The sequence below is a fragment of the Amycolatopsis ultiminotia genome, from assembly GCF_039536925.1.
GTDB lineage: Bacteria > Actinomycetota > Actinomycetes > Mycobacteriales > Pseudonocardiaceae > Amycolatopsis > Amycolatopsis ultiminotia.
Genome location: NZ_BAAAZN010000007.1, coordinates 145,535 through 172,524, shown reverse-complemented (window position 1 = coordinate 172,524; position 26,990 = coordinate 145,535). Strand labels below are relative to the sequence as shown.

30 protein-coding genes and 1 pseudogene are annotated in these 26,990 nt (G+C 68.0%); 24 read left to right on the top strand and 7 right to left on the bottom strand.

Features of this window, described 5'->3' with window-relative positions; genetic code table 11:
* Positions 1–144: 144 nt before the first annotated feature.
* The 7 genes from ABD793_RS18055 (at position 145) to ABD793_RS18025 (ending at position 6,885) form a co-directional block, all read left to right on the top strand.
* On the top strand, positions 145–2,319 hold the full coding sequence (locus ABD793_RS18055) for a type IV secretory system conjugative DNA transfer family protein (protein ID WP_344861337.1): 2,175 nt from the start codon (positions 145–147) through the stop codon (positions 2,317–2,319).
* A gap of 3 nt (positions 2,320–2,322) precedes the next feature.
* Positions 2,323–3,183, top strand: a complete 861-nt coding sequence (locus tag ABD793_RS18050; protein WP_344861335.1) for a replication-relaxation family protein — start codon at positions 2,323–2,325, stop codon at positions 3,181–3,183.
* On the top strand, positions 3,180–4,304 hold the full coding sequence (locus ABD793_RS18045) for a ParB/RepB/Spo0J family partition protein (protein ID WP_344861333.1): 1,125 nt from the start codon (positions 3,180–3,182) through the stop codon (positions 4,302–4,304). Before ABD793_RS18050 ends, ABD793_RS18045 begins: the two co-directional genes overlap by 4 nt.
* A gap of 242 nt (positions 4,305–4,546) precedes the next feature.
* Entirely contained in the window at positions 4,547–5,425 is an 879-nt protein-coding gene (locus ABD793_RS18040) for a DUF4417 domain-containing protein (RefSeq protein ID WP_344861332.1), read from the top strand.
* Between the two features lie 237 nt (positions 5,426–5,662).
* The gene (locus tag ABD793_RS18035; protein ID WP_344861331.1) at positions 5,663–5,977 is read left to right on the top strand and encodes a hypothetical protein; all 315 of its coding nucleotides are present in this window, start codon (positions 5,663–5,665) and stop codon (positions 5,975–5,977) included.
* Positions 5,967–6,584, top strand: coding sequence for a hypothetical protein (locus ABD793_RS18030; protein ID WP_344861329.1), 618 nt, complete (start codon positions 5,967–5,969; stop codon positions 6,582–6,584). Before ABD793_RS18035 ends, ABD793_RS18030 begins: the two co-directional genes overlap by 11 nt.
* A 61-nt stretch (positions 6,585–6,645) precedes the next feature.
* Positions 6,646–6,885 carry a hypothetical protein gene (locus tag ABD793_RS18025; RefSeq protein WP_344861328.1) on the top strand — a complete coding sequence of 80 codons (240 nt, stop codon included), beginning with the start codon at positions 6,646–6,648 and terminating at the stop codon, positions 6,883–6,885.
* Positions 6,886–6,994: 109 nt separating this feature from the next.
* On the opposite strand, the gene ABD793_RS18020 is transcribed toward ABD793_RS18025, so the two are convergent.
* Positions 6,995–7,819: a hypothetical protein gene (locus tag ABD793_RS18020; protein ID WP_344861327.1), complete on the bottom strand. Its 825-nt coding sequence runs from the start codon at positions 7,817–7,819 to the stop codon at positions 6,995–6,997.
* Between the two features lie 332 nt (positions 7,820–8,151).
* Here ABD793_RS18020 and ABD793_RS18015 point away from each other — a divergent pair, with 332 nt between their 5' ends.
* Together ABD793_RS18015 and ABD793_RS18010 are read left to right on the top strand one after the other, a co-directional pair.
* Positions 8,152–8,943 carry an N-6 DNA methylase gene (locus ABD793_RS18015; RefSeq protein ID WP_344861326.1) on the top strand — a complete coding sequence of 264 codons (792 nt, stop codon included), beginning with the start codon at positions 8,152–8,154 and terminating at the stop codon, positions 8,941–8,943.
* A gap of 60 nt (positions 8,944–9,003) precedes the next feature.
* The gene (locus ABD793_RS18010) at positions 9,004–9,303 is read left to right on the top strand and encodes a hypothetical protein (protein WP_344861324.1); all 300 of its coding nucleotides are present in this window, start codon (positions 9,004–9,006) and stop codon (positions 9,301–9,303) included.
* A gap of 20 nt (positions 9,304–9,323) precedes the next feature.
* Here the strand turns inward: ABD793_RS18010 and ABD793_RS18005 are convergent, their stop codons facing one another.
* The 4 genes and pseudogenes from ABD793_RS18005 to ABD793_RS17995 form a co-directional block, all read right to left on the bottom strand.
* Positions 9,324–9,890 carry a Scr1 family TA system antitoxin-like transcriptional regulator gene (locus ABD793_RS18005; RefSeq protein ID WP_344861323.1) on the bottom strand — a complete coding sequence of 189 codons (567 nt, stop codon included), beginning with the start codon at positions 9,888–9,890 and terminating at the stop codon, positions 9,324–9,326.
* 3 nt (positions 9,891–9,893) lie between these two features.
* Positions 9,894–10,091, bottom strand: a pseudogene (locus ABD793_RS42715) (helix-turn-helix domain-containing protein); the annotation flags it as partial.
* Positions 10,088–10,276, bottom strand: a complete 189-nt coding sequence (locus ABD793_RS18000; RefSeq protein WP_344861321.1) for a hypothetical protein — start codon at positions 10,274–10,276, stop codon at positions 10,088–10,090. The gene ABD793_RS18000 and the pseudogene ABD793_RS42715, both read right to left, overlap by 4 nt.
* Positions 10,273–10,533, bottom strand: a complete 261-nt coding sequence (locus ABD793_RS17995) for a hypothetical protein (RefSeq protein WP_344861319.1) — start codon at positions 10,531–10,533, stop codon at positions 10,273–10,275. Before ABD793_RS17995 ends, ABD793_RS18000 begins: the two co-directional genes overlap by 4 nt.
* Before the next feature lie 335 nt (positions 10,534–10,868).
* On the opposite strand from ABD793_RS17995, the gene ABD793_RS17990 reads away from it, so the two are divergent.
* Positions 10,869–11,915: a helix-turn-helix transcriptional regulator gene (locus tag ABD793_RS17990; protein WP_344861317.1), complete on the top strand. Its 1,047-nt coding sequence runs from the start codon at positions 10,869–10,871 to the stop codon at positions 11,913–11,915.
* Positions 11,916–11,940: 25 nt separating this feature from the next.
* The gene (locus tag ABD793_RS17985) at positions 11,941–12,597 is read left to right on the top strand and encodes a YdcF family protein (protein WP_344861315.1); all 657 of its coding nucleotides are present in this window, start codon (positions 11,941–11,943) and stop codon (positions 12,595–12,597) included.
* 24 nt (positions 12,598–12,621) lie between these two features.
* Here the strand turns inward: ABD793_RS17985 and ABD793_RS17980 are convergent, their stop codons facing one another.
* Together ABD793_RS17980 and ABD793_RS17975 are read right to left on the bottom strand one after the other, a co-directional pair.
* Positions 12,622–13,968 carry an FAD-binding protein gene (locus tag ABD793_RS17980; protein WP_344861313.1) on the bottom strand — a complete coding sequence of 449 codons (1,347 nt, stop codon included), beginning with the start codon at positions 13,966–13,968 and terminating at the stop codon, positions 12,622–12,624.
* Positions 13,969–16,179 (bottom strand): ATP-binding protein, encoded by a 2,211-nt coding sequence (locus ABD793_RS17975; RefSeq protein WP_344861311.1) that lies wholly within the window; start codon positions 16,177–16,179, stop codon positions 13,969–13,971. It abuts the gene before it with no gap.
* A gap of 287 nt (positions 16,180–16,466) precedes the next feature.
* On the opposite strand from ABD793_RS17975, the gene ABD793_RS17970 reads away from it, so the two are divergent.
* From ABD793_RS17970 to ABD793_RS17910, 13 genes are all read left to right on the top strand, one after another.
* Complete coding sequence (locus ABD793_RS17970) at positions 16,467–16,835, top strand: DUF6355 family natural product biosynthesis protein (RefSeq protein ID WP_344861309.1); 369 nt, start codon at positions 16,467–16,469, stop codon at positions 16,833–16,835.
* Between the two features lie 66 nt (positions 16,836–16,901).
* A complete protein-coding gene (locus ABD793_RS17965) occupies positions 16,902–17,474 on the top strand; it encodes a hypothetical protein (RefSeq protein WP_344861307.1) in 573 nt (190 codons plus the stop codon).
* 254 nt (positions 17,475–17,728) lie between these two features.
* Positions 17,729–18,343, top strand: a complete 615-nt coding sequence (locus tag ABD793_RS17960; RefSeq protein WP_344861305.1) for a hypothetical protein — start codon at positions 17,729–17,731, stop codon at positions 18,341–18,343.
* Positions 18,344–18,440: 97 nt separating this feature from the next.
* Positions 18,441–18,980: a flagellar biosynthesis protein FlgA gene (locus ABD793_RS17955; protein ID WP_344861303.1), complete on the top strand. Its 540-nt coding sequence runs from the start codon at positions 18,441–18,443 to the stop codon at positions 18,978–18,980.
* A 1-nt stretch (position 18,981) separates the two neighbouring features.
* Positions 18,982–19,887: a hypothetical protein gene (locus ABD793_RS17950; protein WP_344861301.1), complete on the top strand. Its 906-nt coding sequence runs from the start codon at positions 18,982–18,984 to the stop codon at positions 19,885–19,887.
* A complete protein-coding gene (locus ABD793_RS17945) occupies positions 19,877–21,247 on the top strand; it encodes a TadA family conjugal transfer-associated ATPase (RefSeq protein ID WP_344861299.1) in 1,371 nt (456 codons plus the stop codon). The genes ABD793_RS17950 and ABD793_RS17945 overlap by 11 nt, the downstream gene beginning before the upstream one ends.
* Positions 21,244–22,077, top strand: coding sequence for a type II secretion system F family protein (locus tag ABD793_RS17940; protein ID WP_344861297.1), 834 nt, complete (start codon positions 21,244–21,246; stop codon positions 22,075–22,077). The genes ABD793_RS17945 and ABD793_RS17940 overlap by 4 nt, the downstream gene beginning before the upstream one ends.
* Positions 22,074–22,901: a type II secretion system F family protein gene (locus tag ABD793_RS17935; protein WP_344861295.1), complete on the top strand. Its 828-nt coding sequence runs from the start codon at positions 22,074–22,076 to the stop codon at positions 22,899–22,901. Before ABD793_RS17940 ends, ABD793_RS17935 begins: the two co-directional genes overlap by 4 nt.
* A gap of 16 nt (positions 22,902–22,917) precedes the next feature.
* Positions 22,918–23,124, top strand: coding sequence for a hypothetical protein (locus ABD793_RS17930; RefSeq protein ID WP_344861293.1), 207 nt, complete (start codon positions 22,918–22,920; stop codon positions 23,122–23,124).
* A gap of 1 nt (position 23,125) precedes the next feature.
* Entirely contained in the window at positions 23,126–23,515 is a 390-nt protein-coding gene (locus ABD793_RS17925) for a hypothetical protein (RefSeq protein ID WP_344861291.1), read from the top strand.
* Positions 23,512–23,949 carry a hypothetical protein gene (locus ABD793_RS17920; RefSeq protein WP_344861289.1) on the top strand — a complete coding sequence of 146 codons (438 nt, stop codon included), beginning with the start codon at positions 23,512–23,514 and terminating at the stop codon, positions 23,947–23,949. The genes ABD793_RS17925 and ABD793_RS17920 overlap by 4 nt, the downstream gene beginning before the upstream one ends.
* Positions 23,946–24,350 (top strand): pilus assembly protein TadG-related protein, encoded by a 405-nt coding sequence (locus tag ABD793_RS17915; protein ID WP_344861287.1) that lies wholly within the window; start codon positions 23,946–23,948, stop codon positions 24,348–24,350. Before ABD793_RS17920 ends, ABD793_RS17915 begins: the two co-directional genes overlap by 4 nt.
* Before the next feature lie 155 nt (positions 24,351–24,505).
* Positions 24,506–26,941, top strand: a complete 2,436-nt coding sequence (locus ABD793_RS17910) for an AfsR/SARP family transcriptional regulator (protein ID WP_344861285.1) — start codon at positions 24,506–24,508, stop codon at positions 26,939–26,941.
* Positions 26,942–26,990: the final 49 nt, after the last annotated feature.

The following is a 26,990-nucleotide window of genomic DNA, read 5'->3' as shown; positions in this document are numbered from 1 at the left end:
GGTCAGCGGCGAGAATCATCGAGGTCGGTTGCCGCCTTGTCTCCTCCGCGAATCCGTGCTGGTGGAGGGAATCAACATGGCTGACGGAGCGTTGCGGCACGTCGGATGGCCGGGAGGAGAAGCGTCCGCCCGGGTGAGCGCGGGATGAGCCGGGCGGAGCGCGGCGACGTTCGTGTCGCACGGGCGGAGTTGGTGCTGGCGCGGCCGCCGCGATTCGCGTTGAAGGCGTTGCCGGTGCGGCCGGACGATCCGTTGCAGTCGTTGGCGAATGCGCTGGGCGACGTCCGCCCGGATCTCGGCGAGTCCGTCGACGTGTGCCTGGACTTGGTGCCGTTGACCCCGGCGCGGATCCGGCATGTCTCGCGGAAGCACCAGCCGTCGGGCGAGTCCGCAGGTGTGGTGCGCGCGGTGGGGGAGGGGCTCGCGGAGGTCGTCGGCGAATTCCTCCCGGCAGTACGCGGGCAGGGACGGTTCTCCTCCCGGCAACCGGCGCGGAAGCCGGTGCAGCAGAACAAGTTCCTCACCGATGAGCCGGTGTTCGCGGTTCAGCTGTTGTTGCGGTGCGTCTCGGAGATTCCCGGGCGCGCGGAGGCGCACCTGCGGAGCGTGATCGGTGCGTTCGACGTCTACCTCGGCGAGAACTACTGGCGTTTGCGCGGTGTCCGGTTCCTCGGCCGGCATCTGGGGGCGGACCTGCCGGTGGTGCGGTGGTTGTTCGACCGGCGGTTCGCGAGCGGCCTGGCGAAACCGCGGCCGGGCTCGTTGGTGACGGCGGGCGAGATCGCTGCGTTGCTCAAGCCGCCGTCGGGCCGGTGTTTGTCTCCGGTGATCGCGCGGAGCCGGGGCTGGGTGCTGCCCGCGCCGCGGGAGGTGCCGACGTACCGGCCGGACGCCGGTCTGGTGCGGCTGGGCTACGTGACCGACGTCAACGGCGAGGAGCGGCTGGTCGGCATCCCGAAGCGGGAGCTTTTGTTCTCTGCGCGGTTCGGTAAGGCTGGGTTCGGCAAGACGGAAGAGGCGCTTGCGCAGGCGATCGAGATCGCCCGTGCAGGCGGAGGGATGTGGTTTCTCGACCCGCACGCGGACGGCTGGCAACGCGCGAAGCCTTATCTGTCGGACCCGGAGCTGCGGAACCGGCTCTGGGAAATCAACCTCGACGTCCGCGGCCGCGAGAAGCGTTTGCCGGGCTGGAATCCCCTCAGCATGCAGGGCTACGACGAGACCGATATCGAAGACCGGGTCGACGCCGTGGTCACGTCGTTCGCCGCCGCGTTGAGCTGGGGAGACGCGGCGCCGCGGGCGAAGTCGATTCTGACGAAGGCGTGCGAGGCGTTGTGCTACGTGGCGATGAGGGTGCCAGCCGAGTGCGCGCCCACGATCTTCCAGATCCCGACGCTGCTGGACGACGCGGACTGGCGCGAGGAAATCCTGGGCTGCCTGCGGCCGAGCGTGCGCCGGTACTGGACCGATTCCTTTACCCGGCTTGCTCCGGACGCGACGACGGTGGTCACGAACATCATCAACCGGCTCCGCACGAGTCCGACGCTGTCGGCGTTTCTGGGGTCGTCGGTGACCACGTACGAGGTGCGCAAGGCGATGGACGCGAACCGGATCGTGTTCGTGTGCACCAGCGGGGCCGGCGAGACGAGCAAGCTGATCACCTCGTTCATGATCTACGACCTGTTCCGCGCCGGCCGGTCCCGCGCGAGCACTCCGGTGGAGAAGCGCCGCAGGTTCGACGCTTTCATCGACGAGCTTGCTGCGGTGGACGGCGCGGCGAAAGGCTATGTCGCGGCGATCCTCGAGCAGATGCGGAAGTTCCAGGTCCGGCTGCACGTGATGAACCAGATGCCCGACCGCCTCGCCGCGGAGACGCGTCGTGCGTTGCTGCAGAACCAGTCGCTGCTGATGACCAGCGCCGCGGCGATCGACGGCGCCCGTACGGTCGCGCGCGAGTTCGGCGGTCTCGTCCAGCCGGCGACGATCACCGAGCTGGAGCAGTTCCACCACGTCGTGACCGTGACGCTGGGCGGGCAGCGGACGACGCCGTTCAAGATCCGCGGCCTGCATGTGGACGGCGAGTTCGCCGAGCACTTCCATCCGGAGTGGAACGACAAGGTCGACGAATGCCTGGACCGGAACCTTGCCCGTCGCCCGATCGGCGAGGTCCTGGACGAACTCGAAACCCTCGACGAACGCATCATCACCGCCCTGCACGGCAGCGAACCGCCCCGATCACAGCGCGGCAGACCGCCGGGGCGGGGGAGCGGAGCCGCTGTCGATCTAGACGGCGGCGAGATCGAGTCCAGTGTGGAGTGACGGATGGTGCTCGATCCGTTTCAGCTGCAAGCGCTGTTGCTCGCGTATTGGCACCGGCTCGTCTCGACCGACCAGCTGGGGCGGCTGATCGCGCCGGAGATGCCGCTGCGCACGGTCCGGCACAAGCTTGCTGTCCTCCGCCGTACCGGCTTGCTGGACGCGGTTACCCGCGAGCACAGCCCGCGCGCCTGGTACGCCACCGCGGAAGGCGCGGTGATGGCCGAGCTCTCCGACTCGGTCGAGAAAAGGCAATACCGCGTCGCGGACCCTGAGGTGGCCCAAGTGCTGCTCGCGCACAGTCTCGACGTGGTCGAGACCGGTCTCGCGTTCGTCGAGACCGCCCGTACGCACGGGCACGACTGCGGTCCGCTGTCCTGGACGCCGGAAGTCGCGCACCACCGCGACGGCCGCCGCGCCACAGTGATCGCGGACGCCGTCCTGCACTACGTCCTCGACGAGGGTCATCGTTCCCAGCGGATCTTCTTCCTCGAACTCGACCGGTCGACCATGCCGGTCGCGCGCCTGGCGCAGAAGCTCGTCGCGTACGTGCGTTACCACGACTACGTGCCGCGGCGTCCGGGAGCAAGTCCGGTCTGGCGCTCGCGGTACCCGCGGTTTCCCCGCGTCGTGATCGTCCTGTCCGGTGCTGCGGAGCACGTGCTCGAACGCCGGCTCGCGGACCTGCGTGCTCACGCGCAGGCATTGGCGGTGGCCGCCTCGGCCGGTGACCGGGTCGATCTGGCCGTGACGACCTTGCGGCGACTGCAGAACGACGGGGTGCTCGCCGACGTCGCCGTGCCCATCCTCGGCACGGACACACGCCGCCGGTCGCTGTTCGCGCCGCTCCACGGGAACACACGATGACCAGCGAAGAAGCAGAAGAAGCGGTCCAGCAGTTCGGGTTGTCGCCGAGGTTGCGGCAGCGGCGGTTCGCGCTGCTGCCGTTGCGCGGCGAGGGCACGGCGTTCACCGAGTCGCAGGGACGGCTGCCCGGGGACACCACCGCGCCTGCGGACCTCGCCGACCTCATCTCCTCGATCTCGACCGTCGGCGTCTTGCAGCCGGTGCTCGTCGAGGAGGTCGCATCCCGCGAAGGTCGCGCTCCGGCGATGAAGCTCGCGGCAGGGGAGCGCAGGCTCCGCGCGTGCCGGTGGGGTGCAGTTCACAAGCCGGACAATCCGCATTTCGCCGCGCTGCCCGCAGTCGTGTGCCCGGGGCCGTTGTCGGACGAGGAGCGGCGAATCTGGCAGCTGGTCGAGAACCTGGCCAGGGAGAACCTCCGCCCCGGAGAGTTGGCCGCTGCCCTCGTGCTCGACCGGTGTGCGGTCTTGCTGGGCAAACTGCTCGCGAACGACCACCCGGTCCCAGCTGACGTCTACGCCATCGACGACCCGATCGCCCGCTTCGCCGCGATGGAACGCATCCGCGGCAGCGACCGCAGCTGCGCCGCACCCTGGTCCGAGGTCCTGACCAGACTCGGCCTGCAGCTCACACCGCGCAAAGCGCGCGAACTCGTCCGCGCCTTCGCCGAGATGCCGCGCGAACTCGCCGAGGAAATGGACGAAGCCAAAATCAGTCTGCACACGCGCATCCGGTTCATCGAACTGCGCCGCGGCCGCGAGGGCGCCGCCGAAGGAATCTGGGCCGCAGTCAAGGAAAACGGCCGGACCCGACTGCTCGGTACCGCCCTCGCGCACGCCCACGACCGAGACCTCTCCGCCGAGGAGGCTCTCGCCTCGGCCGAGGAAACACACCAGCACGCCGACGAGGCCCGCGCAGCCAAGCTCCGGGCTCAACCGGCCGACGAGTACCTCACCGAGGAGGAAGCACCGCCGGTGGACCAAACGCTGGTCGACGCCGCACTCAACGCCCTTCGTGCGCTCGTGCACGCGGTGTCTGCCGGGAACCGGCTGCACGACCACGACGCCTCGTCCCTGCGCTTGCTCACCGATCACCTCGCCGATAATTCAGGGAGTACGCCGTGACCGTATTTCTCGGCCAACCAGGTTCCGCCGCGCCCGCCGCAGCCTGCGATTGCCGCCGATGCCCGTGGTACTCCGGCGAAGACGCCGAGCCCGGCGTCACCATCGCTCCGTTGTGCTCCGGCTCCAACTCCGACTGCAGCTACTGCGGCTGCGCTCGCGCGGACATGCCTGGCCCCGCTCGGCAATCAGCGTGCGGCGCTTGCCCGATCCGATGCGGTTCCCGCGTCGACATCCGAGCCTGGATGAGCGACGTCGGCGGCACCTTGGAATTCGACGACATCGAGCTGACCGGCACGCTGCCCGCCGGGCTGCCCGCGTTCATCCCGCAGATCGACGGCTCCCGCCAGGACCAGGTCGACGCCGCACTGCACTGGCCCGCTTATGCGGTCGGCCTGCGGCGGGTGTTCTCCCTGGCGAGCCACGCGATCTTCCCTCGCTGGCGAACCGGCGAGACCGCCGCCGAGGTTCTCGGCCTTCCGTCCTCGACCCTCACGGTGCTCTCCGGCTACGGCGAGGATCCGCTTGTCGAGTTGTTCTGGACCGTCCGTGACCGCGAACGGCTCGTCGACCGGATCGCCGCGCTCAGGTTCGACCTCGTGCTCGCCCCGAACTTCTCGGTCTACGGGAACTGGCCGCGCGCGGAGCACCTGCTGAACATGCGCCGGTCCCTGCTGATCGCCGCCGAATTCGCCGACGCGGGAGTCGCCGCAGTCCCGAATCTGTCCTGGTACCGGCTCGAAGACCTCAAGCGCTACGTCGACTGGCTCGGCACCGCAACCCCGCCGGCCGTCGCGATCAACCTCCAGACCGTCCGGGAAAGCGCCAACTGGGACACCTGGACCCTTCCCGGACTGGACTGGCTCGCCGAGAACCTTCCGGCCCAGCTGCCGGTCGTCCTCACCGGACTCTCGCGGCGCGACCGGATCGCCACCGCGGCCGAGCTCTTCGGCGAACGGCTGGTACTGGTCAGCGAGAACCCCGCCCAGTACGCACTCCACGGGGCCGTCATGACCGACGAAGGCCGCCGCGACCTCCACGCACGGACTGCCGACGCGTTCGCGCAATCGGTCCGCTATATGGCCTCGCTCCTGCCGTGCAGCACCGTGTCCGGCGGTTCCTGATGACACGGCGCGTCTGGATCCTGCTCGCCTGGTCCTCCGAATACGGCGCGGCGACAGTCCCGGTCGGAGTCCTCGACCTGCAGATCAACCGGCGTCGTGCCCTCGACGTCGCTGAGGTGCGGGTCGAAGGGCTGCAGCTGGAGCTGACGTTGACCACAGGCCAGGCCGCGGTCGTGCATCGGGTCCCTGCCCGGTTGCCTTGTCTCCCATGCCATTGCGCGGTCCGAGGGAGGCGACGTGGAGCTGCTGAGAACCGTCGAATGGGTCGCGAACCACGACGAGGCGCACGGCCAGTTGCTCGTCCGGGGCGAGAGCCTGGGCGGGATGATCGATTGTGCGTGTGCATCGGTGGCCGGACGTTTTCCGTACGGTCGGTTGCCGGGTCGGCTGCACCTGCTGCGGGTGGGCTGGTGGACGACCGTGCCGTGCCGATGCCATCGGACGATTGCTGTCTCTAATCACCCGAGCTGGCACTACCAACCAGCGCACCGCGGCGATGGCGGTGCTTGGTACGGCGCGGAGGTGCGGGTCGAGGTTCGGCGTGACGGTTGAATCTCTCGTCTGGACAGTCGTGGCCACGGTCGTCACCAGCATCGGCGGGGGCGTCGTGCTCTGGCACGTCGGGGCAGCGAGCCGCCGGTACGGACTGCTTCTCATCGGTTCCGTCGCGGTTGTCGCTGCCTGCACCACTGCATGGCCGCAGGCACTCTGGCCGGCTGCAGTCCCGCTCGGCGCGTTCGGGTTGCCAGCGGCCGTCGTGGACCTTGTCGAGCACCGGATCCCGAATCAGGCCAGCGCGATGTTCGTCGTGTCCGAGGCAGCGGGAATCACTGGGATCGCTTGTGTTTCGGAGACGCCGGAGATGCTGTTCCGCGCCGCGGTCGGCGGTTTGGGGTGGGGCGGCCTCTTGCTCGTGTCGTTCGTTGTCAGCGGGCAGCCTGGTCCCGGCGACGTGAAGCTCGTCCCGTCGCTGGGGATGCTCGCGGGCGCGGCGGGGTGGTCTGCGATCGGAACTGCGATCGCGCTCTGCTACCTGCTTGCCGGATGCGCCGCGCTGGCGCTTGTGGTGTCGGGTCGGCGGCAGGCACGAATCCCGCTGGCACCGGCGATGGTCGGCGGCACGGTGTTGGCCGTGACGATGACATCGCTGGCGGCCTGAATGATCGGTGACGGGGGGCGACCGTGTCTTGCGGGGAATCGGCGACGAAAGGGGTTTACTCGTGAATGAGCAGATGTGGCCGGAGGAAATGCTCGATCACGCCGCAGCGAACGCGGCCGACCGTTTCGACCTCGACCAGGACGAAGCCCGCGACATGGTCGGCATGGTGTCCGAGGCACTGGAGGAAGGAGGCGACGCCGTCGAGGACGTCGCATGGGACGTGCACCAACACGACACTTCTGTCCCCGGCGAAGACTTTGTCGAGGACGTTGCCGACAGCCTGGGCTACGACCTCGACTAGTTCGTCCGCCGAAGACCTCACTCGGCGGCGGACGTGTGGTAGGTGCGGCCGAATCCGTATTCGAAGCATTCCCGCGCGGTTCGCGCGTAGCCGACCATCGAGATCTGTTTCAGCCCGTGACGGGTTTGTTGACGAGGTTGACGGTCTTGCCGATGCGGATCGGCGCATCGGCTGGGCCGCGCCAATGGCCGGCGACGAGCGTCCGGCGGCGCAGTTGGCGGCCCGGCCCATATGCCTGCCGACGGACGAACGGCGCGACCGGGAACCGGACTCCGACTGTGCGGCCGCTCGGTTCGGCCGGTCGCGTGGCGGATCGCTGGGGCGTCCGGCTGACGGACACGACGCGTACCGGCGAGGTTTCGAGCCCCGCCCGTTCCGCGCGACGGCGCATCGTTCGCGGAAGGTGCTCGTCTTCGGCGACGGTGAACGAGTTCGGGCGGCAGAACAGCCACGCCGCGATCACGATCGGAAGCCACGCGGTTGTGGTTTGCCCGGCGACGACCACGCGCGGGTCGATCAGCCGTGGTCCCTCGGCAGGATCGGCGATCACTGGTGCCGCGGTATGCCCGAACGGCAAGTAGATCTCGTTGTCCCAGGTCAGCTCTGCATGGAGCGTTCGGGCATAACGTGCTGCCTCCGCGGCGGAAAGATTGGCACCGCGCAACGCCTTCTCGACGGCCGAATAGTCGGTCGCGCTCCAGAACGTGATCCATACACCGTTCGACGGGTCCTCGATGAGGTCAGTCGGCCCCCACGAGAACGCGACGATGGGAACGCTCGCCCCATCCGCCCTCGTGTACGTCGCCAGGGGCGTTGGGAACACTGCAAAGCCGGTGAGGGCAGGAAGTTCCTCCGGCTCGATCTCCCATTGACCCGTGACGCTTCGTGCGGCGTGCTGCACCAGCTGGGCGATGTCCTCGGTGAAGTAGAACATCTTGGCTTGGCTCAGTCGTTGGTGCTCGTCAGAAAAGCCGCCATTGCCGGGTCGCCTACCGGACGGATCGTGCCGAGCCCGTTGAGCATCGCTACCGCGGTGAGCTTCAGGGACTCGTCGCTGAGCAAGTACTCGACCTGCCGCTCCCGCAGCGCCGGAGTTCGCGCGGTGCCGGCGCGGCCCAGGACACCGGATCCGGCTGGTTCATCGCATCCTCCAAAAACATTGCAAGTACTGGTTGCAACGTTTACGGTAGATCAACGTTGAGGCGCATGTCTTCAATGTTTCTGGGATCTGCTCGATCGGAGGAACCAAAGGTGAGGACTGACGAGATGGCGACCCGCGTCGCCGATGCGGTCGACGAGGCCTGGCACCGGAACGGGAGCGGGGGCGGGCACGAGGTCCCGGTTGGCGTGGCCGCCACGCTGTCGCTGCTGCAACCCGACGACCGGCCCGCGTTCGCGAACCAGGTCGCGGCGATGACGCCCCGTGCGTACTGGTACCAGTCGCGCGCTGCGTGGACGGAGATCGTCCGGGCGCGGACTGATCTGGTGGACGCGATCAGTCCGATGATTTCCTGGTTGTTCGACGAGCCGGACGAGCCTCTCCGCGAGCGGGTAAAAGCGACAGCAGACGCGGCTCTGGCCGCAGGCTTGCTGGATCTGTACAAGCCGGAACTGCGGCATGACGCTGACCTGCTCGGCCGCTTGCTGGCGGTCCTGAAAACCCGCACGGAGGCCAAGGTCAATGCGCAGGTCTACACCCCGCCGGACATAGCTGACGTGTTCGTTTCGCTGACCGTGGATGCCGTGAAGCCCGGCCAGGCGATCTGTGAACCCACCGTCGGCACCGGCAGCTTCTTCCGGGCGACTGCCAAGCTTCTCCGGCAGCGGTCACTGGATCCGGCATCGATGATCTGGGTCGGAGCCGACATCGACGAGCTTGCCCTGGCGGTGACCGGAGTGAACAGCATGTTCTGGGGCCTCGGGCACCAGGTGATCCTCTACCACGGCGATACCCTCGCCCGCGCCGACTGGGTCGAGGTGGCGTTCAAGCGCCGCCACCACGTTCTGCGCTTGGCCAGCGAGGTGCGTGCCGCGCGCCGGATATTCGACCTGATGTGATCAGTTCAGTGCGCGTGGCGATGCTGCTGGAGCTGCAGGTTCGCTGCTATCTTCCGCGACGTGACCGACCGGCGAACCGAGGTCGACGGCCAGCCCGCCGAGCCCGACCAGACCCTTCGCTACCTCGACCTGGGCGAGGTCGGCAGTTGGTTCGGCGTTACCCAGACCACTGTCTCCACGTGGCGCAGCCGCTATGCCGAGACGCATCCGTTTCCCGAGCCGGACGTGGTCGTCGGCCGTACTCCAGGCTGGGCTCGCGGACGCCGCGAAGAGATCGAACGATGGGAGCGTGGCCGTCCCGGCCGCGGGGCTGGCGGAGGCCGGCCGCGGAAAGACCGCTCCGGCAAGTCCGGGCAGTAACCGGGACGATCCTTGCAGGGCTACCGGTTCGCCTTGAGATCGTGAAGGGTCATCTTGATCGCGTAGGCCGTCTCGGCCGTGGAAAGCGCTTCATCGGAGAAGCGCTGCATCGCGCGGACATAGGCGGAAGTCGCCAGGTCGGATGTCAGGTAGACGTTGCAGTGCGCGTGTCGCAACGCGACGGTGGGAGTCTTGCCGTCGATCTGATAGACGGCGAAAGCCGGAAGGTCTCCGACCTCGAAGGCCACTAGCCGGAGGCGTTCCGGTCCGTCGACGAGGCGGAGCAACTGTTCGGACTGTCCGGGGATCGCTTTCCTGCTGATGAACAAGTCCCGCGTGGCTTGCGGGTCGTCCGGCTGCGGTGCTCGGCGAACGAGCGGCAAGGTTCGGCGCGGCCCGCCCACGGTGAATTCGGGGCGCTGCAGGCGGTCAGGCAGGGACACCGGGGCCCACTCGACAATGTGGGATGCCAGTTTTTCGTAGGCGGTCCTGAGCCGTGCCGCCGCGCCTTGATCGGGTTCGACGTGGTCTTCTCGGCGCGCGTCCGCAGCGAGTTGCCGAATACGGCGGTGCTCGGTCATCGTCATGCGCAGCAGTCCCGCCAGGAACGAGACGCAGTCCGCTGGCGGAATTCGCTCTCCGCGCTCCCAGCTGCTCACTTGGGCGGGGTTTACGTCCGCCCTGCGGGCGAGTTCGCGGACTCCGAATTTGGCTTTCACGCGTGCAGCGCGAAGCTCGAGCCCGATAGCTACGGCGGCGGGACATGTGGCGCGAGTGAGCGTCTTCACGGTTCTGTCGATCTGGTGCGGCTGTCGAAGGCCCGCTGCTGCCGAATGCGTCGGCGAAGAGCCTCGACGGAGTTGGCGGAACGACGGACAGTCAAGTTCTGCCGGTGCTCGATGATGCCGGTCGCGGTGAAGAAGACGACGGGGAAGGCGATGACTGCGAGCACGAAAACGACGCCCCAGCTCATGATCGCGGATCCAGTGCGGTCACGCTGGCGAGAATGCGGTCGGCGTCAGCCTCGGTTTCGCGCTGAAGCTGCACGATGCCGCGTGCTTGGTCCTCGGCGTGGTCGCACACCAACTCCGTGGCTTCGCCGAGGAGATCGGCGAACTCGCGAACCTCGTCCGCTGTCAGTTGACCGTCTACGAGGCCGACAATGATCCCGGGCAGTCGGCGATGCACGCCTGCCAACGCAGTCAGCGTGTCGGTCGTCAAGAGATTCACGAGATCACCCGGCCGATCAGGCTCAGAGTCCGGGTCTTTCGTGGTTCTGTCATCGCGGCTGTCCTCCGTTGCTCGGGAAGCTGAGCAGCAACCCGGAGGCCGGGGCAGATTCGCACGCCGGGCTAGTTTGGCCCTCGACCGAATCCTCGGGGGGGGGCGGCCGCGCGGAACCTCCGGGTTGCCTGGCACGACTGTCGTTCTTTTGCCTGGAAGGGGCCAGGGCGGTAACGGGGCGGACGGGACGTTCTGGGGGCGGTGAGCCCGCTGGCGGGGTTGTACAGCGTGTTCCGCAAGTCGCGCTGAACTGGGGTAACTTGTTAGCAAGGGGGTAGATCATGAGCGCTCCGCGGATAAAGCTGAAGCGTGCGCGCAAGGCTGTGGGCTATACCCAAGAGGCGTTCGCCTATGCACTCGAAGTCGACCCGCGCACGGTCAAACGCTGGGAGCACGGCGTTTGGGCGCCGAGTCCGGTCCGTCGCAGCGAAATTGCACGGCTGCTGGGCATAAGTCTGAGCGAGCTCGAAATGCTGCTCGCCGATGCGGAGCCCGTCGGGTCTGAGAACGAACAGCGTCCCTATGTGTCCACTGTGGATTGTGAATCCTGGTCCGATGACCTGGACCGTGCGATAGTCCACTTCGGACGGCAAGACTTTCCGGCGGCGACCATGCTCGTCGATCGCTGGCTGCGTCGGTTTTCGCCGGACAACAATGATAGCTGCGGCATGTCGCTCTACGCCCGAAGCCTGCGGCTGCAGGGAGACTTGCGCCAGGACCAGGGCTTGCTCCGCGGGCCGCTGTCGGCCAGGCAGAGCTACTCGCTCGCCCACCAGATCTTCACCGAACTCGGCATGCACAGACGCGTCGCACAGATCGAGCTGCAACTGGCGGTGAACGAAGAGATGACAGGTGCGCACAGCCGGGCGGCGGAGAAATACCTCGACCTTGCCGGTGACGCGCGGTTGTCGGGACGTGACCGCGCAAGGTCCCGGCTTTGGGTCGGCACCGCGCTGAGCAAAGCGGGCGAGCCCGAACAGGCCGTCCACTTCATCGAACCAGCGATCATCGAATTCGACCGGCTGGAGGAACCGCTCGACTGGTCGACTGCCCACCAGAAGCTGGCGCTCGCGCACCGGAGCGCTGGCGATCTCCACCGAGCGACGGCGGCGATCAGCGTGGCATTGGACGCGCGCGGTTCCGGTACGCCCATGCAGCAGGTCCGCCTGGACACCGCCTACAGCCACATCCTGCTGTCTGATCCGCGGACGGAGACGGCTGGGCACCGTCGGCTTGAGGAGGCTGCAGACGTCGCTCGCCAGTACGGCATGATGCACCAGTTGCAGAGCATTCGAAGTCTTCGCTTCGCTCAGGAGGGCCAGGCGTGACCGAGAGGGGTTGACGGAGCACGTGGTGCGCGAGCTGACCGCTCAGGACTGGGCGGACGCCGAGGTCGTCTGGGACTATCACCAGCTCCACCACGAGCTTGTTCCGTGCTCGGCCGCGCTGGTTCTCGGCGGCAACGACATCGGCGTCGCGTCGTTCGCGGCCGAGCTGTACCACCGGAGCGTATTCCCGGTGATGGTCATCAGCGGCGGGAAGGCTCCAGGGACTGAGAAGCTCTTCCCCCGAGGCGAAGCCGAGCACTTTCGCGAGGTCGCGCTCGACTGCGGAGTTCCAGGCGAGGTGATTCTGTTGGAGCCGAACGCTCGGAACACCGGCGAGAACATCATTCTGTCGCGCGAGGTGTTCGCTGCGGCTGGGATTCAACCGACCTCGTTGCTGTTGGTCGCGATGCCGTACATGGAGCGTCGCGCCTACGCGACCTGCCGGCGGCAATGGCCAGAGGTCGACCCTCGGTGCGCGTCTGCGCCTGTCACCCTGCGCGAGTACGTCAAGACTATCGGGCCCGCGGCTGAGGTCGTCGACATGATGATCGGCGACATGGAACGGGTCATGCGTTACCCCGACCTGGGCTTCGCGATCGCGCAAGATGTGCCGGAGCCTGCTCTCGAAGCCTATTCGCGGCTCGTCGAGCGCGGCTTCACCAGCCGGATGCTGAAAGCCTGATACTCACGGAGTGGCGCTGCTCAGCTAAGGGGCGAGCTTGAGGCGGCGGTTGAGCACTCCACGGGGGTCGTAGCGGGCCTCGGCCGCAGCGAGCGGCCGGTGCGCTTCGCCGAGATGGTTTCGCCAGTCGCCCTCAGCGAAGGGTATTGCGCCGACTGGGTAACTGGTGCCGCCGAGGTTGACGGCGGTGTCGTACCAGCGGCGGTTGCTCTGCACCATCTGCTCGGCAATCGGTCCGGACGAGGCGAAGCGGAGCGCTGCGACGAGGAAGATGGTCGGTGCGTCCGGCACTCGGAAAAGGGGAGTGGCGAGAACGTCGGCGGGCACCGGGTAGGTCAGGATCAGCCCGGAAGCCCCGAGGTCAGCGTGGGTGAGGTCGTGCATGATCTCGTCGACGAAAGTGTCAGTCGTACGGTCGGGCAGGAACAGATTGGGCCACGGGTGCGGTGAACGCCATTCGCCGGTGCTTTCGAGGTAGGTGACGGTTTCGTCGAGCCGGGTGGCGAACTCCCAGTAGCTGAGGTCTTCGATCTTGTCCCGACCTGCGTCGAAGCCGATGCCGTCCAGCAAGTCGGCGTCGTCTGGCTCGGCGGGCGAAGTGTAGAAGGCGGCGACGTCGAGCAGGTGGACCCAGCCCGCGTCGCTGGGGAGGATCTGTCCTTGGAGGAAGTCGAACCGGCGCTCGCCGAGGAGTTTCCGTTGCTGGGTACGTAGTTCGGCCGCAGTCGAGTAGTAGACCTTGATCCGCCGCACCCGCGCCGGCGCGGCGATCAGGGGGATGGTGGCACGCACGATGACCCCGCAGCGGCCGAACCCGGCGAGCACCGCGTTGAAGAGATCGGGTGATTCGGTCGGTGAGCAGGTTCGGAGTACCCCGTCGCCGGTGACGACGTCGAGGGACAGCACGTTGTCGGTTTGGACTCCGTAGCGGTGGGTCGTCCCGCCGATGCCGCCGACGGACAACGTTCCGCCGACGGAGGTGCCGAGATAGTCAGTGAGGACGCGGGGAGTCAGCCCGTGCTGGAGAGTAGCGGCCAGGAGCGCGGCCCAGGTCGTGCCGGCGTCAACGACCACGCGATCGTCGCTGATGTCGTGCACCGCATTGAGATCGCTGAGGTCGAGCACGATGCCGGAGCGGGCCTGGGCCTGCCCCATGCTGCTGTGGCCTTGTCCTCGCGGAGTGACCGAGAGACCGTGGTCAGCAGCGAAGGTGAGGACGGCGGTGACGTCCTGTGCCGAGCTGACCTGGGCGACGGCGAGCGGAATTTGGGACACGATTCCGCCGAAGTCAGTTGCCGCGTAGGCGATTTCTTGGGGATCAGTGGACAGGTTGCCCTCAAGCCGTAGTCCTGAGAAGGATTGTTCGGGCATTCACTGCCTCCCAGTGTCGAGGTCGTCAAGCCGTGCACGGACTTCGGCTTCAGCCGGTTCACCGCGCTGGCTCAGGATCGTCGCCGCCTGTTGAAGGTAGTCCCGTGCGGTGTCGTGGTCGCCGGCGGCGGTCAGCACTTCGTTCAAAAGCAGGAGAGTGTCAGCCTCTCCCTTGCTGTCCCGGGCGGCTCGCTGGCTCGCAAGTGCCTCCTCCAGGTAGCGCACCGCGGCTTCGAGTTTCCCTCCTGCGAAGTTCGCTTTGCCTATTTGGTGAAGGGCGAGTCCTTCGCCGTACTGATCCCCGACCGTGCGGCAAAGCGACAACGCGCGGAACGCGTACTGGACCGCGTCCTCGTGGTCTCCTTCTTCCCCGCACACTTCGGCGAGGTGCATGAGAGTGACGGATTCACCATGCTGGTCGCCCTGCGCCTGCTGGATCGCGAGCCCTAGTTCGAACGACTCTCTGGCCTCGGGGTGGCGTCCTGCTCCCGCGTAGGCGAGCCCGACGCCGACGTGGCACCACGCAGTCCCGTCTGGGTCGTGATGGTTCTCAAGCGTTTCCAGCGCTCGCAGAAAGAAGTCGAGACCCTCGTCGTACAGGCCGAGGCCCAGCCGGACCAGGCCGAGCCCGGTGAGCATTTCCGCTTGGGCACTGGGGTCGAGCGCCTTGTGCGAGCCTTCGAGGCCGAGTTGGTAGATGCGGTCCCAGGCTGTCCAAGGCTTGCGCAGGTGCAGAAACGGAAACAGTGCCTGCGAGATTTGCCAGCCGATTTCTGGATATTCGCCACGCAGCGCGCATGCGATGACGGAGGGGAAGTTTTGCAGCTCCGCTTCGCTCCACCTGAAGGCAGCTGCATAGTCGAGTTCCACGGTGGCGGCACTGGGTTCGCGGTACGGCGCAAGGGCTTGTGCCGCGGAACGACACATGTGCAGGTACCACGAAAGTTCGCGCAGTTGTGCGGCGTCGCGTTCGGCCGGAGGCTCTTCGTCGAGCGCACGCTCGGTGGCGTAAACCCGGAGGAGGTCGTGGAGCCGGAAGCGGTCTCGATCGATCTCGGCCACGAGATGCCCGCCGGCGAGGACTCGCAGCAGTTCGCCGGCGCGTGCGACCGGGAGATCTGCGAGTGCGGCGATGGCCTCGACGCTGATGTTCTTGCCGGGATGTAGGCCAATCATCCGGAACACGCGTGCGGTATCGGCGGCGAGAGCTCGGTATGACCACGAGATCACCGTTCGTACGTTGGTGTCGTCGTCCTCGACCGTCAGCGCGCCGAGCCGATTGCGCTCTTCTTCCAGCTCTTGGGCGAGATCGGACAGCCGGAGTGGGTGCGCCGCAATGCGTTCCGCGGCGACTGCCACCGCCAGGGGCAGGTGTCCGCACCGGTCGAGCACGTCGCGCGCGGCATCCGGCTCCTGATCGACCCGCAGTCCGACCACGTCGCGAAGGAGCCGAAACGAATCGTCCGGCGCGAAGGGGTCGAGGCGGAGTTGCGTCGCTCCCGGTCGCACGGAGAGCCCGGTGAGCACGCGCCGCGTGGTCACCAGCACCATGCTCGTCGCGTCGCCGGGCAGGAGCGCCCGGATCTGTTCCGAGGACACGGCATTGTCGAGCACGATCAGCAAACGGCGTCCGTGTGTCATCGTCCGGAACAGAGCTGCCCGCTCTTCGGCTGTCGCGGGTACGTCCGACGGGGAGAGCCCCAAGGAAATGAGGAATTCTTCCAGGGTTTCGGCTGCTTCGACCGGATGGCCATGCCGCGAGTATGCGCGGAGATCAGCGAAAAGCTGGCCGTCCTCGAAATGGGCGGCGTTGCGATGTGCCCAATGCAGGGCGAGTGTCGTTTTTCCCACGCCGGGAGGACCGTGCAAGACCGCGACCGAGAGTTGGTCTTGGCGCTGCGCGAGGGTGTCGATGGCCGCGAGATGTTCGCTCCGGCCGATGAATCGACCCGCGGCGGCTGGCAGTTGGGCCGGACGTGTCTGGGGCTTCGGAGCCGCCGATCGTTGTTTCGGGATGAGCGCTTTGAGTTCGCCGTCGGCGCCGAGTGCGTCGTCGCACGCCTCGGCGAGTTCGAAACTCGCTGCTTTCGTGCCGTGCTCGACATTGTTGAGGTGGCTGCGGCTGTAATGGACGCGCTGCGCCAGAGCAGCCAGCGAAAGTCCTTGAGAGGTGCGCAATTCGTGAAGCTTCTTCGCGAATTCAGTTCGCATTCGCTCGGGCTGCTTCGAGTGCGTCTTCTGTATTCCCATCATGAGAAGACGGAAACCCCCTAGTCATACCCGTTGCCGCATTCGATCCTTGACGGAGTGAAGGCGAGCATCCCCCTCGCACGACCCCTCGTCTGTTGAGGGTAACGCGACCGGGCTCGGCTCACATGCGGCTTCCAGTGTTCACCCTAAAGGAGCTGGTTTTAGTGGCTATCTGTAGTCGAACTGACCACGGCGGCCAGGTGGCGTACCTCGGGGAACGTGGGCAAGCCGCTTGATGATCACTAGTTGTGATCAGCGTGAAGCAATTTCGTTTTCATCGGGGAGGAACTATGTCCATTTCCGGAACGATCAGACGTGCCGTGGTGACGGGGGTGGCGGTGCTCGCGCTGGGCGCGGGTGTCGCGACGGAGGCGTCGGCCAGCCCGGCGAGCGTCCGTATGCCGTGCGGCTACATCGATCCCGGGACGTACCGGCACTGCGACGGCGGATCGGGTTCGACCGTGATGCTCGATGTGCAGGACATTTTCCGGAATCTCTTCCACTACTGCGTCGGACCGGGCATCACGAACGTGCAGCCGGTGGTCCATTGGCGGGTGATCGACGCCTGGTGGAACGGTGGCGTCGGATGCCAGCCCGGCTACTACGGCCCGGCCTGACCCTGTCCGCTGCGGTGTGGCGGACCTGCTCAGGCCCGCCACACCGCCAATCCCTTGGAGACCCTGATGACTCAGCTCAGGTATCCGGCCGCCGGCCTGATCATCGTCGGTGCTGCTCTCGCCGGATGCTCCAGCGCGGTGCCGACACCGCCTTCTGCACCGCCATCGGCCGCCGCGCCGTCGTCTCCCTGGATCCCCACACCTGAACACGAGATCGCGCCGAAGGCGTTGGCGGTCTACCGCCAGTACTGGGAACTGAGCGAGCAAGCGGAGGCGGCACCCCGGTCCCACGATTGGCGTCCGGCGCTGACTCGCCTGATGGCTGACCCCGCCCTGACGTCGTTCGTCGACGAGCTGGCCAACCTGGCCTCGGTGCCTGCCCACTCGATCGGGCAATATCACCGGGCTCCCACGGTGCGCTCGGTCAGCCTCGCCGACCCGGCCCGCGTCGTGATCGATGACTGCCTGGATGCTTCCGACGAACACCTGGTCAGCGACCGGCTGGGGGAGACGGGCAAGTACCTCGACAGCCCTGGGCAGCCTCGGCGTTATCGGCTGGAAGCTGAGGTGGTCCGGTATCCGGCACCGTACCGGTGGCTGGTGCAGAGCGTGCGACCGCACGTGGACCAGCCATGCTGAGCCGCACCGACGTCGCTATCGGCGTGCTTCTGCTGCTGATCCTCATTCCGGCGCCGGCTGCCGGGCAGGAGGGCGGGTGTACGTCGACCGGTACGCGCGGTCGCTGCTGGGTGGCCGCAACCGACCCTGGCCGTCCAGGAGGTCCTGCTCCTGTGCCGAGCCCTTCTCCGCCCGGCACAGGAGGCCAAGCGCCGCGGCTGAAGTTCACGTGTGTCGAGCGGCCATGGGCGCAGCAGCCGCCTCCGGGAGATCCGATGTGGGGCGGGCACGACCCGCACGAGGGGTCGTTGAAGTTCCAGATGTGCCAAGGCGACGGAGCGGCGCTGCCCTGGCCGAGGGTCGTGTTCGCTCCCAACGGTCAGCCTGCCGCCGCTCCGCAGGTTTCGCCCGCGGAGCTGGCCCGGCAAGTGATCGCTGAACTGGGGCTCGAGGCCCCGGATATCCAGCTCGCGCCGCCGGGAGATTCGCCGCACGGCGCGACCGTCGGTTTCCCGGTCTGGATGTGGACGACCCGTCGGCCGTCAACGACCGGCCCGATCTCGAAGACGGCAGCCGCTGGCGGGATCTCGGTGACTGTGACCGCCGCACTCGAGTCGATCACCTGGGCCATGGGCGACGGCGCGACGGTCACCTGCCCGGGCCCGGGCACCCCGTTCACCGACGACCAGGCCGGCCGGCCGTCTCCGTCCTGCGGGCACGTCTATGTGCAGCCCTCCAAGCCAGGGTTCTCCATCGCCGCGACTGGGCACTGGCGGATCAGCTGGTCCGGGGCAGGGCAGGGCGCGGCCGACTCGATGGACCTGACATCGCGGGCGCAGCTGGCCGTCCGGGAGATCCGCACGCTCAACACCGACGTGCGGGGAGGCTGAGATGACCGTCAAGTCCGTGCCGCCCGCGGTACCACCTGCGCCGACGCCTCTGCACCCGCCGCGGCGGCACCGGTCGAAGCTGCTGATCCTCGTCGGCGTGGTGCTCTCGGCGATGTGCGCCGCCGGAACCGTGGCCGTCTTCCGCTCGGCCAGCGACACCATCGCGGCAGTCGGCGTCGCCGCACCGGTTCGCTTCGGCGAGGTGGTAACTGAGCTTGCGTTGCGAGAGGTCGAGGTCCATCCGACTGCTGGGCTCGACCCGGTTCCGTGGGACGACCGGGCGGAGATCGTCGGCAAACCGGCTACCTCGGACCTTGTCGTCGGCAATCTGGTGACGCGGAGCCAAGTCGAAGGCCCGCTGCTTCCCGTCGTCGGCCAGCAACTCGTCGGCGTCCCATTCAAAGCCGGGCAGATGCCGGGAGACGCACCGACCACTCGATCGCCGGTCTTGCTGGTCTCGGCCGAGGCCGACAGTTGGCAGCCGGTCCGCGCGACCGTGCTGCGGGTCGGTACGCCCGACGCCAGCGGAATCCGCGTGGTCGACGTCGTCGTGCCCGCCGCCGACGGTCCTCGTCTCGCGGCCAAGGCCGCCGCCAGCGCGGTGGTGCTGATCATGCTTCCGATGGGGGCTGGATGACATGCTGATCTCGTTCTTCTCACTGGCTGGCAGCCCCGGCGTCTCAACTGCGGTGCTCGCTCTCACCTGGTCGTGGCCGCGCGATGCCGTCGCTGTCGAAGCGGATCCGACCGGCGGGCACGCGCTGGCGGTCTTCGACCCGGACGGCACTCACGGCCACCGCGGTCTCCTTGAGCTGACGGTGGCCGCCCGCAGGACTCCGCTGCACCACGCCATGTCGGCGCAGCTGATCACCTTGCCGGACGGAACCGGCCGCCATCACCTGCTGCCAGGATGCCGCGGTCCGCTGGAGTCTGACGGGGTTCCCTGGACCTCGCTTGCGGGACTGTTCCGCGAGTTCAAGACGGTCGACGTCCTGGTCGATTGCGGTCGGATCCGGGCACCCGGGGCACCGCGTGCGGTCATGGCCGCCTCGGACCTGGTCGTGCTGGTTCTCCGGAACGACCGCCATTCGCTGGCTCGCGCGGTGCGCTCATTCGATCTCGTCCAGCGCGAAGCCGGGCTCACCGCGTCCGGCGACGGCAGTCTCGTCGCCGTGGTAGTCCCTAGCGGTTCTGCAGTGTCCCAATGCTTTCCGCCTGCAGAGGTCGCGAAAGTGTTCGCCGCGCACGGGCTGCCGTTGGCAGGCGTGCTGGCCAAGGATCCGGCGGCGGCCGCGCAGTTCGCCGACCTGTTCCAGCCGTCGCGGCGATTCCTGACCTCCCCGTTGCTGTCGTCGAGTCGCGCGGTCGCACAGGAACTGGGGAGGCGCGCCTCGACCCGGGAAGCCCTGTTGCGCTCCGCCAACGTCGTCCGGTTCCCGCCCCGCCCCGGGCCTCCGTCGGTGCGCATGGCACCGGTGCCTGCGGTTCGGCCGATCCCGGTGCCGAGGCCGAATCACGGTGGGGAGCCAGACGATGCCGGATGACGCGGAGATATTCGAGGGTGCCGACGAGCTGGTCGATCTGGTGCAGGAACGCTTGGCCCCGCGCGTCCAGAACGCGCTGCGGCACGGAAGCCACGCTCCGGCCGACGAACGAGCGGTCGCCGGGAACCTTCTCGACGAAGTACTGAGCGAAGTCGGAAAGGAGTGGATCGCTCGCGGTCGGTCGCTTCCGGATCCGGATCAGGATTGGGTGATCCGGCAGGCCGTCATGGCGGAGATGTTCGGTCTCGGCCGTCTCGAGCCGCTGCTCGCGGACGACTCGATCGAGAACATCGACGTGATCGGCAGCGACGCCGCGTGGCTGTCTTACAGCGACGGCCGGGTCATGCGCGGACCGAGGATCGCACCCACCGATGACGCGCTGATCCGTTGGCTGCAACGCGTCGCCGCGCGCCACGGTCGGACCGAGCACGCGATCAACGCGACGCATCCGCTGCTGAACATGGAGTTGCCCGGCGGCGAGCGTCTCGCCGCGACAGTCGGGGTCACCGACCGGCCGCACGTCTCGATCCGCCGCCACCGGCTCGGCGCGGCCGACCTGGAGGCGCTGCGCGCCCGCGGAATGATCTCCACCGCCCAACTGGCGCTGCTGCGCGCCGCGGTCCGGGCGGAGAAGAACATCGTGGTCAGCGGACGGCAGAAGGCCGGCAAGACGACGCTGCTGCGCGGCCTGTGCTGGGAGATCCCGCCGACCGAACGGTTCGCGACCCTGGAGACCGAGTTCGAACTCGGCCTGCACCGGCATCGCGACCGGTTCCCCGCCGTGGTCGCCTTCGAAGAGCAAGAAGGGAACGCCGAGCACCTCGAGAACGGCCATGCGGCCGGTGGCGTCAGCCTGATGCAGCTCGTGTGGCAGGCCCTTCGCATGCACACAGCCCGGATCGTGGTGGGCGAGGTCCGCGGCAAAGAGATCGTCCCCATGCTCAACGCCCTGTCATCCGGCGGAGCTGGATCTCTGTCCACTGTGCACGCCCGCAGCGCGGACCAGGCGATCCAGCGCATGGCCTTGCTGTGCCTGGACGCGAATTCCGCGTGGACGCCCGAGTTCGCGCGCGACATGGTCGCGCAGTCGGTGGACCTGATCGTCCACGTCGACCTCGCTGCCCGCGCTGGTGCACTCGACCGGTCGGTGTCGGAGATCGTCGCCGTCGAACCCGGAGAACACGGGCGCCCGGCGCGCACCCACCTCTTCCGACGTCCGACCGGAGCGTCCCGCGCTGTCCCGACCGGGAACCTCCCGACCGACATCGCCGACCTCGAAGCCTGCGGCTTCGACCGGAACTGGCTCACCACGAACGGAGACGGCGACTGGACACTCCCGGCTGAGGGGCGGGCGTCATGAGCAGCCTCCTCGTCGCACTCACCGGTCTCGGATTTGCCGCCGGACTGACCGCAGTGCTGGCCGGCCTGCACGGCACGACCGCAGCCCGCGTCGGGTGGCCGCATCGTCTGCGGCGCCTGCGGTTCACGCGACGCCACCTGGCCGCTGTCGGCACCGGGGGAGTGCTGTGGCTGGTCTCCGGGTGGCCGGTTGTCGCGGTCGGCGGTGCCGCAGCGGTGGTGTTCCTGCCCTGGCTGGTCTCTGCCGGCCGTGAGTCGGCGGTGCGGATCGCTCGGTTGGAGGCGATCGAGACCTGGCTCCGCCGCCTCGGCGACCTTCTCGGTCCCGGTCACATCGGCCTGTCGACCGCGATTCAGGCGTCCGCGCACGAAGCACCGCCGGAGATCGCCTCAGAGGTGAGCACTCTCGCGCAGCGGTTGCGGATCTGGGAGTTCCGTCCGGCGCTGCTGGAGTTCGCCGACGACCTCGACGACCGGGTCGGCGACATCGCCGCCGCCGGTCTGTGCGTGGCCCACCACTACGGCGCAGGCGCTGCCGAACTCCTCACCGCACTGGCACGCCAAGTTTCCGACGAAGTCGGCGCACGCCGCGCCGCCGAAGTCGACCGCGCCCGGCGACGCTCGACCGCGCGAATCCTGCTCGGGATCTGGGCCTTGATGTTCCTCGGCTCCGCCCTGCTCGGCGGCTCGAGCTACACCGGCGTCTACAACACGGTCGGCGGCCAAGCGGTGCTCGCCGCCGTCCTGGCCCTGGTCGGTGCCGCGGTCGCGTGGCTGCGCCGGCTCGGCATCGAACCGAAACCGCCGCGGTTCCTGGGAGCGCCGCAATGACCGCGCTCTCGCTGCTGATCCTCCTGTCCGTCGGATTCGCGACCGGCGTGATGACGGTGGCCGCGGCATTCGTCCAGGCTCCGCCGCGACTGGCCGACATCGTCGGCGACCCGCGCCCGAAGGGCGTGCCCGTGCGATTCGCCTTCCTCACCGCGCCGCCCGCCGACCTGGGACTGGCCGGGCAGACACCGGAAGCGTTTCTGCTGCAACGGATCGTGTTCGCGACGATCGGCGCGCTCTGGGTACCGCTGCTCGCCGTCGTCCTCGCCCTGGGCGACGTGGCCCCACCTGTCATCCTCACCGGCGCGCTGTCGCTGGCCACGGCCGTCGTCGGGTGGATGCTCCCGGCCGCGAGCCTCAAATCAAAGGTCGCCCGTGCACGGGCCGAACTGCGCGGCGCGCTCGCGTGCTACTGCCGCCTTGTCGCGCTCGGCAGGGTCGGCGACCGCGGCCCGGTCGAGGCACTCCGCTACCCCGCAAGCTTGGGCGACGGCTGGACGTTCCGCCGCATCCGCGACGCGATGGACGAGACCGCCCTGCTCGGCGAGATGCCCTGGGACGGCCTGCAACGACTCGGCGTCGCGACCGGTGTCCGCGAACTGAGCGACCTGACCCACGTCGTCGCCAGCGCCGGTCGCGACGGCGCGAGCATCGTCACCTCGTTGCGCGCCAAGGCCGATTCCATCGAGCAGCAACTGTCGGCCGAACGCAAAACCGGCGCGGCGGTGCGTTCCGACCGGATGGATCTCCCGCTTGCCCTGCTCGGGCTCGCGTTCGTCGTCTTCCTCGCGTTCCCCGGCGTCGTCACCATGCTCACCACCTAACGAAGGGAAGCCCGTCATGACCCGCCTCTTTGTGACCTGCTGGCTGTTCGCACACGAGCTGCTGTCCATTCGGCTGCAGGAGTTCCGCCGCGACAGCGAATGCGGCGACGAGAACATCACCAAAGCGCTGTACGCCGCGCTCGCCGTCGGCATCGCCACCCTCATCGCCGGTGCGATCACCGCCTACGTCAACGGCAAAATCCCCCTCATCGGCGGACACTGACATGAGCCGCGTCGAACAGTTGCGAACAGGGGAGCGGGGCGACGACACGATCACCGCGGTCCTGATCGTCAGCACCCTGATCATCGCTGCACTGACGGTGTTCCAGCTCGTCGCGGTGTTCCTCGGCCGCACGATCGCACTGGAAGCCGCGCGCGACGGTGCCGACCGTGCCCGCATCCCGCCCGTCGATGTGACCGGAGCCGCGCAACAGGCCGCCGCCTACGCCCGCGACGCCACCGGCACGTGGCTGTCGCATGTGGACGCCAGCGGACACTCGGCCGGCAACGTCGTCCGGGTAACGGTCGACGCTGAGGTCGCGTCTTTTGTGCCGTTCGTGACCGTGCGGATCAGCCAGACCGCCGCCGCACCGATCGAGCGGATCCGGCCATGACAACTCGCCTCGCCGAACTGCGCACCGAACGCGGCGACATGAACATCGAAGCCGTCATCGGCATCTCCGCCCTGATCGCGCTCCTCGGCCTCGGACTGCTCGGCATGCGCGTCGAAACCGCCCAATCCGCCGTCGACGCCGCTGCCCGGGCAGCAGCCCGCCAAGCATCTCTCGCCCACGACGGCCGGGCAGCCGCCTCCGCAGCCGAGCAGCAGTCCCGCGCCGTACTCGCCGAGCAATCCATCACCTGCGCACGCCTGACCGTCGGCGTCGACGCCAGCGAATTCGCTCGCCCCGCAGGCACCGACGGCACCGTCACCGCACGCATCCGCTGCGACGTCCCTCTTGCCGACCTCATTCCTGGGCTGACCGGGACCAGACCAGTCGAAGCAACGTTCCGTTCCCCGATCGACCGATACGGAGCCCGACGATGAACCTGTTCCGCGACGAACGCGGCTCCGTCTCCGTGCTGATCCTCGGACTCAGCCTCGCCCTGATCATCGCCATCGGACTCGCCGTCGACGGCTCCCGCAAAGCCCTCGCCGCCTCACGGGCCACTGCGGTCGCCGAAGAAGCCGCCCGCGCCGGCGGCCAAGCCCTCGACCCGCACGCGCTCGCCGCCGGACGCACCGCGCACGTCGACCCAACCGAAGCTGCTGCCGCAGCGAAACGCTATCTCGCCGAGGCTGGCATGACCGGGACCGTGCAGGTCCGGACCGACCGCATCGCCGTGGAGACAACGGACTCGCTCCGCACCGTTTTCCTGGGCGCTGTCGGCATTTCCGGGCTCATCGTGCACGGCCACGGCGCGGCGGACTTGTTGTCCGCCGACTGACCACGAAGGAGTCGATCATGCGTCCCGTCACCAGCATCGTCCGGTTCCTGGGCGGACTGCTCGCCTTGGCCGCGATTCTCGCCGGGCCGCCGACCGCCTTCTGGACCTTCCGCGACGTCCTGCTCCCGAGCCACGTGCACAGCTTCGCAAACGTGGTGGCCGCACTCGTCACGCGCGACAGCGGTCAGGTGTTCCTGACACTACTTGCGTTCGCTGGCGTCGTCGCCTGGCTGCAGCTTGCCGCCGCGGTGCTCGTCGAAGCGACCGGCCGCCTCCGCGGACTCCCGGTCCGCCGAGTCTCCGGGCTCGCCTGGGCGAGGAAGATCGTCGCCGGAGTGCTCCTGCTAATGATCGGGACCGCCACCGCCGCCGCAGCAGCGGAACCACTCGCTTCTTCCGCATCTCCATCGCGCACGACGCCATACGTCGTGAGGCCCGGCGACAGCCTGATGCGCATCGCTGCCGAACACCTCGGCGACGAACGCCGCTACACCGAGATCTACGACCTCAACCACTCCCGTCGCCAACCTGACGGGGAAACCCTCCGCGACGTCGCTCTGATCAAACCGGGATGGCGCCTTGACCTGCCCGCGAAGACGGTCTCGGACGAGTACCTCGTCCGCCCGGGCGACACGCTGACGTCTATCGCCCGGGATCGACTTGGCAACGCGAACCGCTACGGAGAAATCGTGCGGCTCAACAAGAACGTGCACAGCCCGGACCGCATCCGCGCGGGTGAGACGCTGCAGGTGCCGACCGTGCCCCCGGCCGTCCCCGCACCGCGGCCGCAGCCGGACCCTCGGATTCCGCCTCCACCGGTGATTCACCCGATGGCGGAACCGCCGACGAAGCAGGACAGCATCGCACCGCCGGCCCCGCAGCCCGGATCGACCGTCAACACGCCGCTCGTCATCGCAGGAGCCGCCGGGCTGGCAGCGGCAGCCGTCCTGAGCGCTCTCGGCATCCGCCGGCTCCGCGCAGCCCGCAGACACGGCCCGGACGACGCGGAAGCCGCACCACTCGCGGACCCGATCGACAATCTCGACCGCGCCCTGCGCCAGCTCGCCCACGAAGCCGAGAGCCAGGGGAGCAAACTGCCGGGAATCCGAATGGTCCGGCTCGGCCGCGAGGACACGATCGTCTGCCTGGACGAGCCCGCGGAGCCGATCGCGCCGTTCACCGGCACCGCGACGAGCACTGAATGGCACCTGCCCGATCCCGTCCCGTCGGCGGATCACTCCGACGGAGACGCGCCGTACCCGTTCTTGACCGGCCTCGGCCACGACACGGACGGCGCCCTGATCCTGCTGAGCCTCGACCACGCCGGAGCACTCCTCCTCGACGGAGACCTGACGGACATCGCGGAAGTCGCCTCGGCCGTAGCCGTCGAAATCGCCAGCTCGCCCTGGACTCGGGACGTCACCATCGACCTCGTCGGAGCCGGTGACGCCCTCGGCGACGCCGACCGCATCAAACGCCATCAATCCGTCGGCGACCTCCTCGAACGCCTCGCCGACGCAGATCGAGGTCCGCACATCGTGATCGTCCCGGAGCCCCTTGCCCAGGACGACGCCGACCGGCTCGCGACCAGCGACGCCGCCGCCGACATCGTCGTCGTCGTCGCCGGCGCCGATCCGGACACGGACCTCCCGGGCGCGTGGGAACTCGACCTCCGCCAGCATCCGACCCCGGTGGAGCAACTCGGCGTTCGCCTCGCACTGCAGCGCCTCCCCCGGGACGACCCGCCGGATCGTGCCGAGACCGTTAGTCCCGATCCCGTCGAGACCGACGCCCGTCCACCGCTGACTGGCCGAGACGAGCCCGAGACGCCTGTCGAGACCGGTCTCGAACCGGCGGTGCCGGAGCTGCGGCTTCTCGGTCCGGTCTCGCTGCGCCGGGTGGACTACACCCGGGTGGAAGGCAAGAAGGTCAACCGGCTCACGGAACTGGCCGCTTTCCTGGCTCTCAACTCGGGCGTCCACGCCGACGAGATCTCGCAGCAACTGGGAACCGCGACCCAGCCATGGTCGGCCGCCACGAGGCAGGGCTACATCTCCCGCCTGCGCACTTGGCTCGGCCACGACCGCGACGGTGCGCTCTACCTGCCCAACGTTGATGCCAAGAACGGCGGCTACCGCCTCGCCGACACCGTGCTGTGCGACTGGTTCCGGTTCCAGCACCTCGTCAAGACCGCCGACGGTGAGAACCGGCTCGAGCAGTTGCAAGAAGCATTGGACCTGGTCGGGGGCACGCCCCTGAGCAATGTTCCGCGGGGCCGCTACGAATGGAGCTCCTGGCATCAACGCGACATGATCGACCAGATCGTCGAGGTCGCCCACGCCCTCGCCACCGCCTATCACGAAATCGGCGATCTCACCTTGGCGCGCCGTGCCGCCGCACGAGGTCTCCGTGCTGAACCCGCAAGCGAAATCCTGAGCCGAGACCTGCTCCGCGTCGAACACTCCAGCGGGAATCGCCCGGCGGTAAACGCAGAGATCGGGAGATTGAAGCAGAGCGCTGCGACGCTCGGCGTGCCATTGGAAACAGACACCGCCGAGCTGCTGCGCACCGTTTCGAGCGAACACCGTTGACCGGCTGCCTCTCGTGGGCGGCGGTGGCACCAATTCTGGCCGCCGTCGT

Bases quoted from the DNA above. Each gene is read 5' to 3' on its own strand.
- ABD793_RS17950 (WP_344861301.1), top strand. From the start codon at position 18,982: ATGCTGATCTCGTTCTTCTCACTGGCTGGCAGCCCCGGCGTCTCAACT.
- ABD793_RS17960 (WP_344861305.1), top strand. From the start codon at position 17,729: ATGTGGGGCGGGCACGACCCGCACGAGGGGTCGTTGAAGTTCCAGATG.
- ABD793_RS18055 (WP_344861337.1), top strand. From the start codon at position 145: ATGAGCCGGGCGGAGCGCGGCGACGTTCGTGTCGCACGGGCGGAGTTG.
- ABD793_RS18045 (WP_344861333.1), top strand. From the start codon at position 3,180: ATGACCAGCGAAGAAGCAGAAGAAGCGGTCCAGCAGTTCGGGTTGTCG.
- ABD793_RS17920 (WP_344861289.1), top strand. From the start codon at position 23,512: ATGACAACTCGCCTCGCCGAACTGCGCACCGAACGCGGCGACATGAAC.
- ABD793_RS17945 (WP_344861299.1), top strand. From the start codon at position 19,877: ATGCCGGATGACGCGGAGATATTCGAGGGTGCCGACGAGCTGGTCGAT.
- ABD793_RS17975 (WP_344861311.1), bottom strand. From the start codon at position 16,179: ATGCGAACTGAATTCGCGAAGAAGCTTCACGAATTGCGCACCTCTCAA.
- ABD793_RS17990 (WP_344861317.1), top strand. From the start codon at position 10,869: ATGAGCGCTCCGCGGATAAAGCTGAAGCGTGCGCGCAAGGCTGTGGGC.
- ABD793_RS17915 (WP_344861287.1), top strand. From the start codon at position 23,946: ATGAACCTGTTCCGCGACGAACGCGGCTCCGTCTCCGTGCTGATCCTC.
- ABD793_RS17935 (WP_344861295.1), top strand. From the start codon at position 22,074: ATGACCGCGCTCTCGCTGCTGATCCTCCTGTCCGTCGGATTCGCGACC.
- ABD793_RS17980 (WP_344861313.1), bottom strand. From the start codon at position 13,968: ATGCCCGAACAATCCTTCTCAGGACTACGGCTTGAGGGCAACCTGTCC.
- ABD793_RS17930 (WP_344861293.1), top strand. From the start codon at position 22,918: ATGACCCGCCTCTTTGTGACCTGCTGGCTGTTCGCACACGAGCTGCTG.
- ABD793_RS17925 (WP_344861291.1), top strand. From the start codon at position 23,126: ATGAGCCGCGTCGAACAGTTGCGAACAGGGGAGCGGGGCGACGACACG.
- ABD793_RS18020 (WP_344861327.1), bottom strand. From the start codon at position 7,819: ATGTTCTACTTCACCGAGGACATCGCCCAGCTGGTGCAGCACGCCGCA.
- ABD793_RS17965 (WP_344861307.1), top strand. From the start codon at position 16,902: ATGACTCAGCTCAGGTATCCGGCCGCCGGCCTGATCATCGTCGGTGCT.
- ABD793_RS18015 (WP_344861326.1), top strand. From the start codon at position 8,152: ATGGCGACCCGCGTCGCCGATGCGGTCGACGAGGCCTGGCACCGGAAC.
- ABD793_RS18000 (WP_344861321.1), bottom strand. From the start codon at position 10,276: ATGAGCTGGGGCGTCGTTTTCGTGCTCGCAGTCATCGCCTTCCCCGTC.
- ABD793_RS18040 (WP_344861332.1), top strand. From the start codon at position 4,547: ATGAGCGACGTCGGCGGCACCTTGGAATTCGACGACATCGAGCTGACC.
- ABD793_RS17940 (WP_344861297.1), top strand. From the start codon at position 21,244: ATGAGCAGCCTCCTCGTCGCACTCACCGGTCTCGGATTTGCCGCCGGA.
- ABD793_RS18005 (WP_344861323.1), bottom strand. From the start codon at position 9,890: ATGACGATGACCGAGCACCGCCGTATTCGGCAACTCGCTGCGGACGCG.
- ABD793_RS18050 (WP_344861335.1), top strand. From the start codon at position 2,323: ATGGTGCTCGATCCGTTTCAGCTGCAAGCGCTGTTGCTCGCGTATTGG.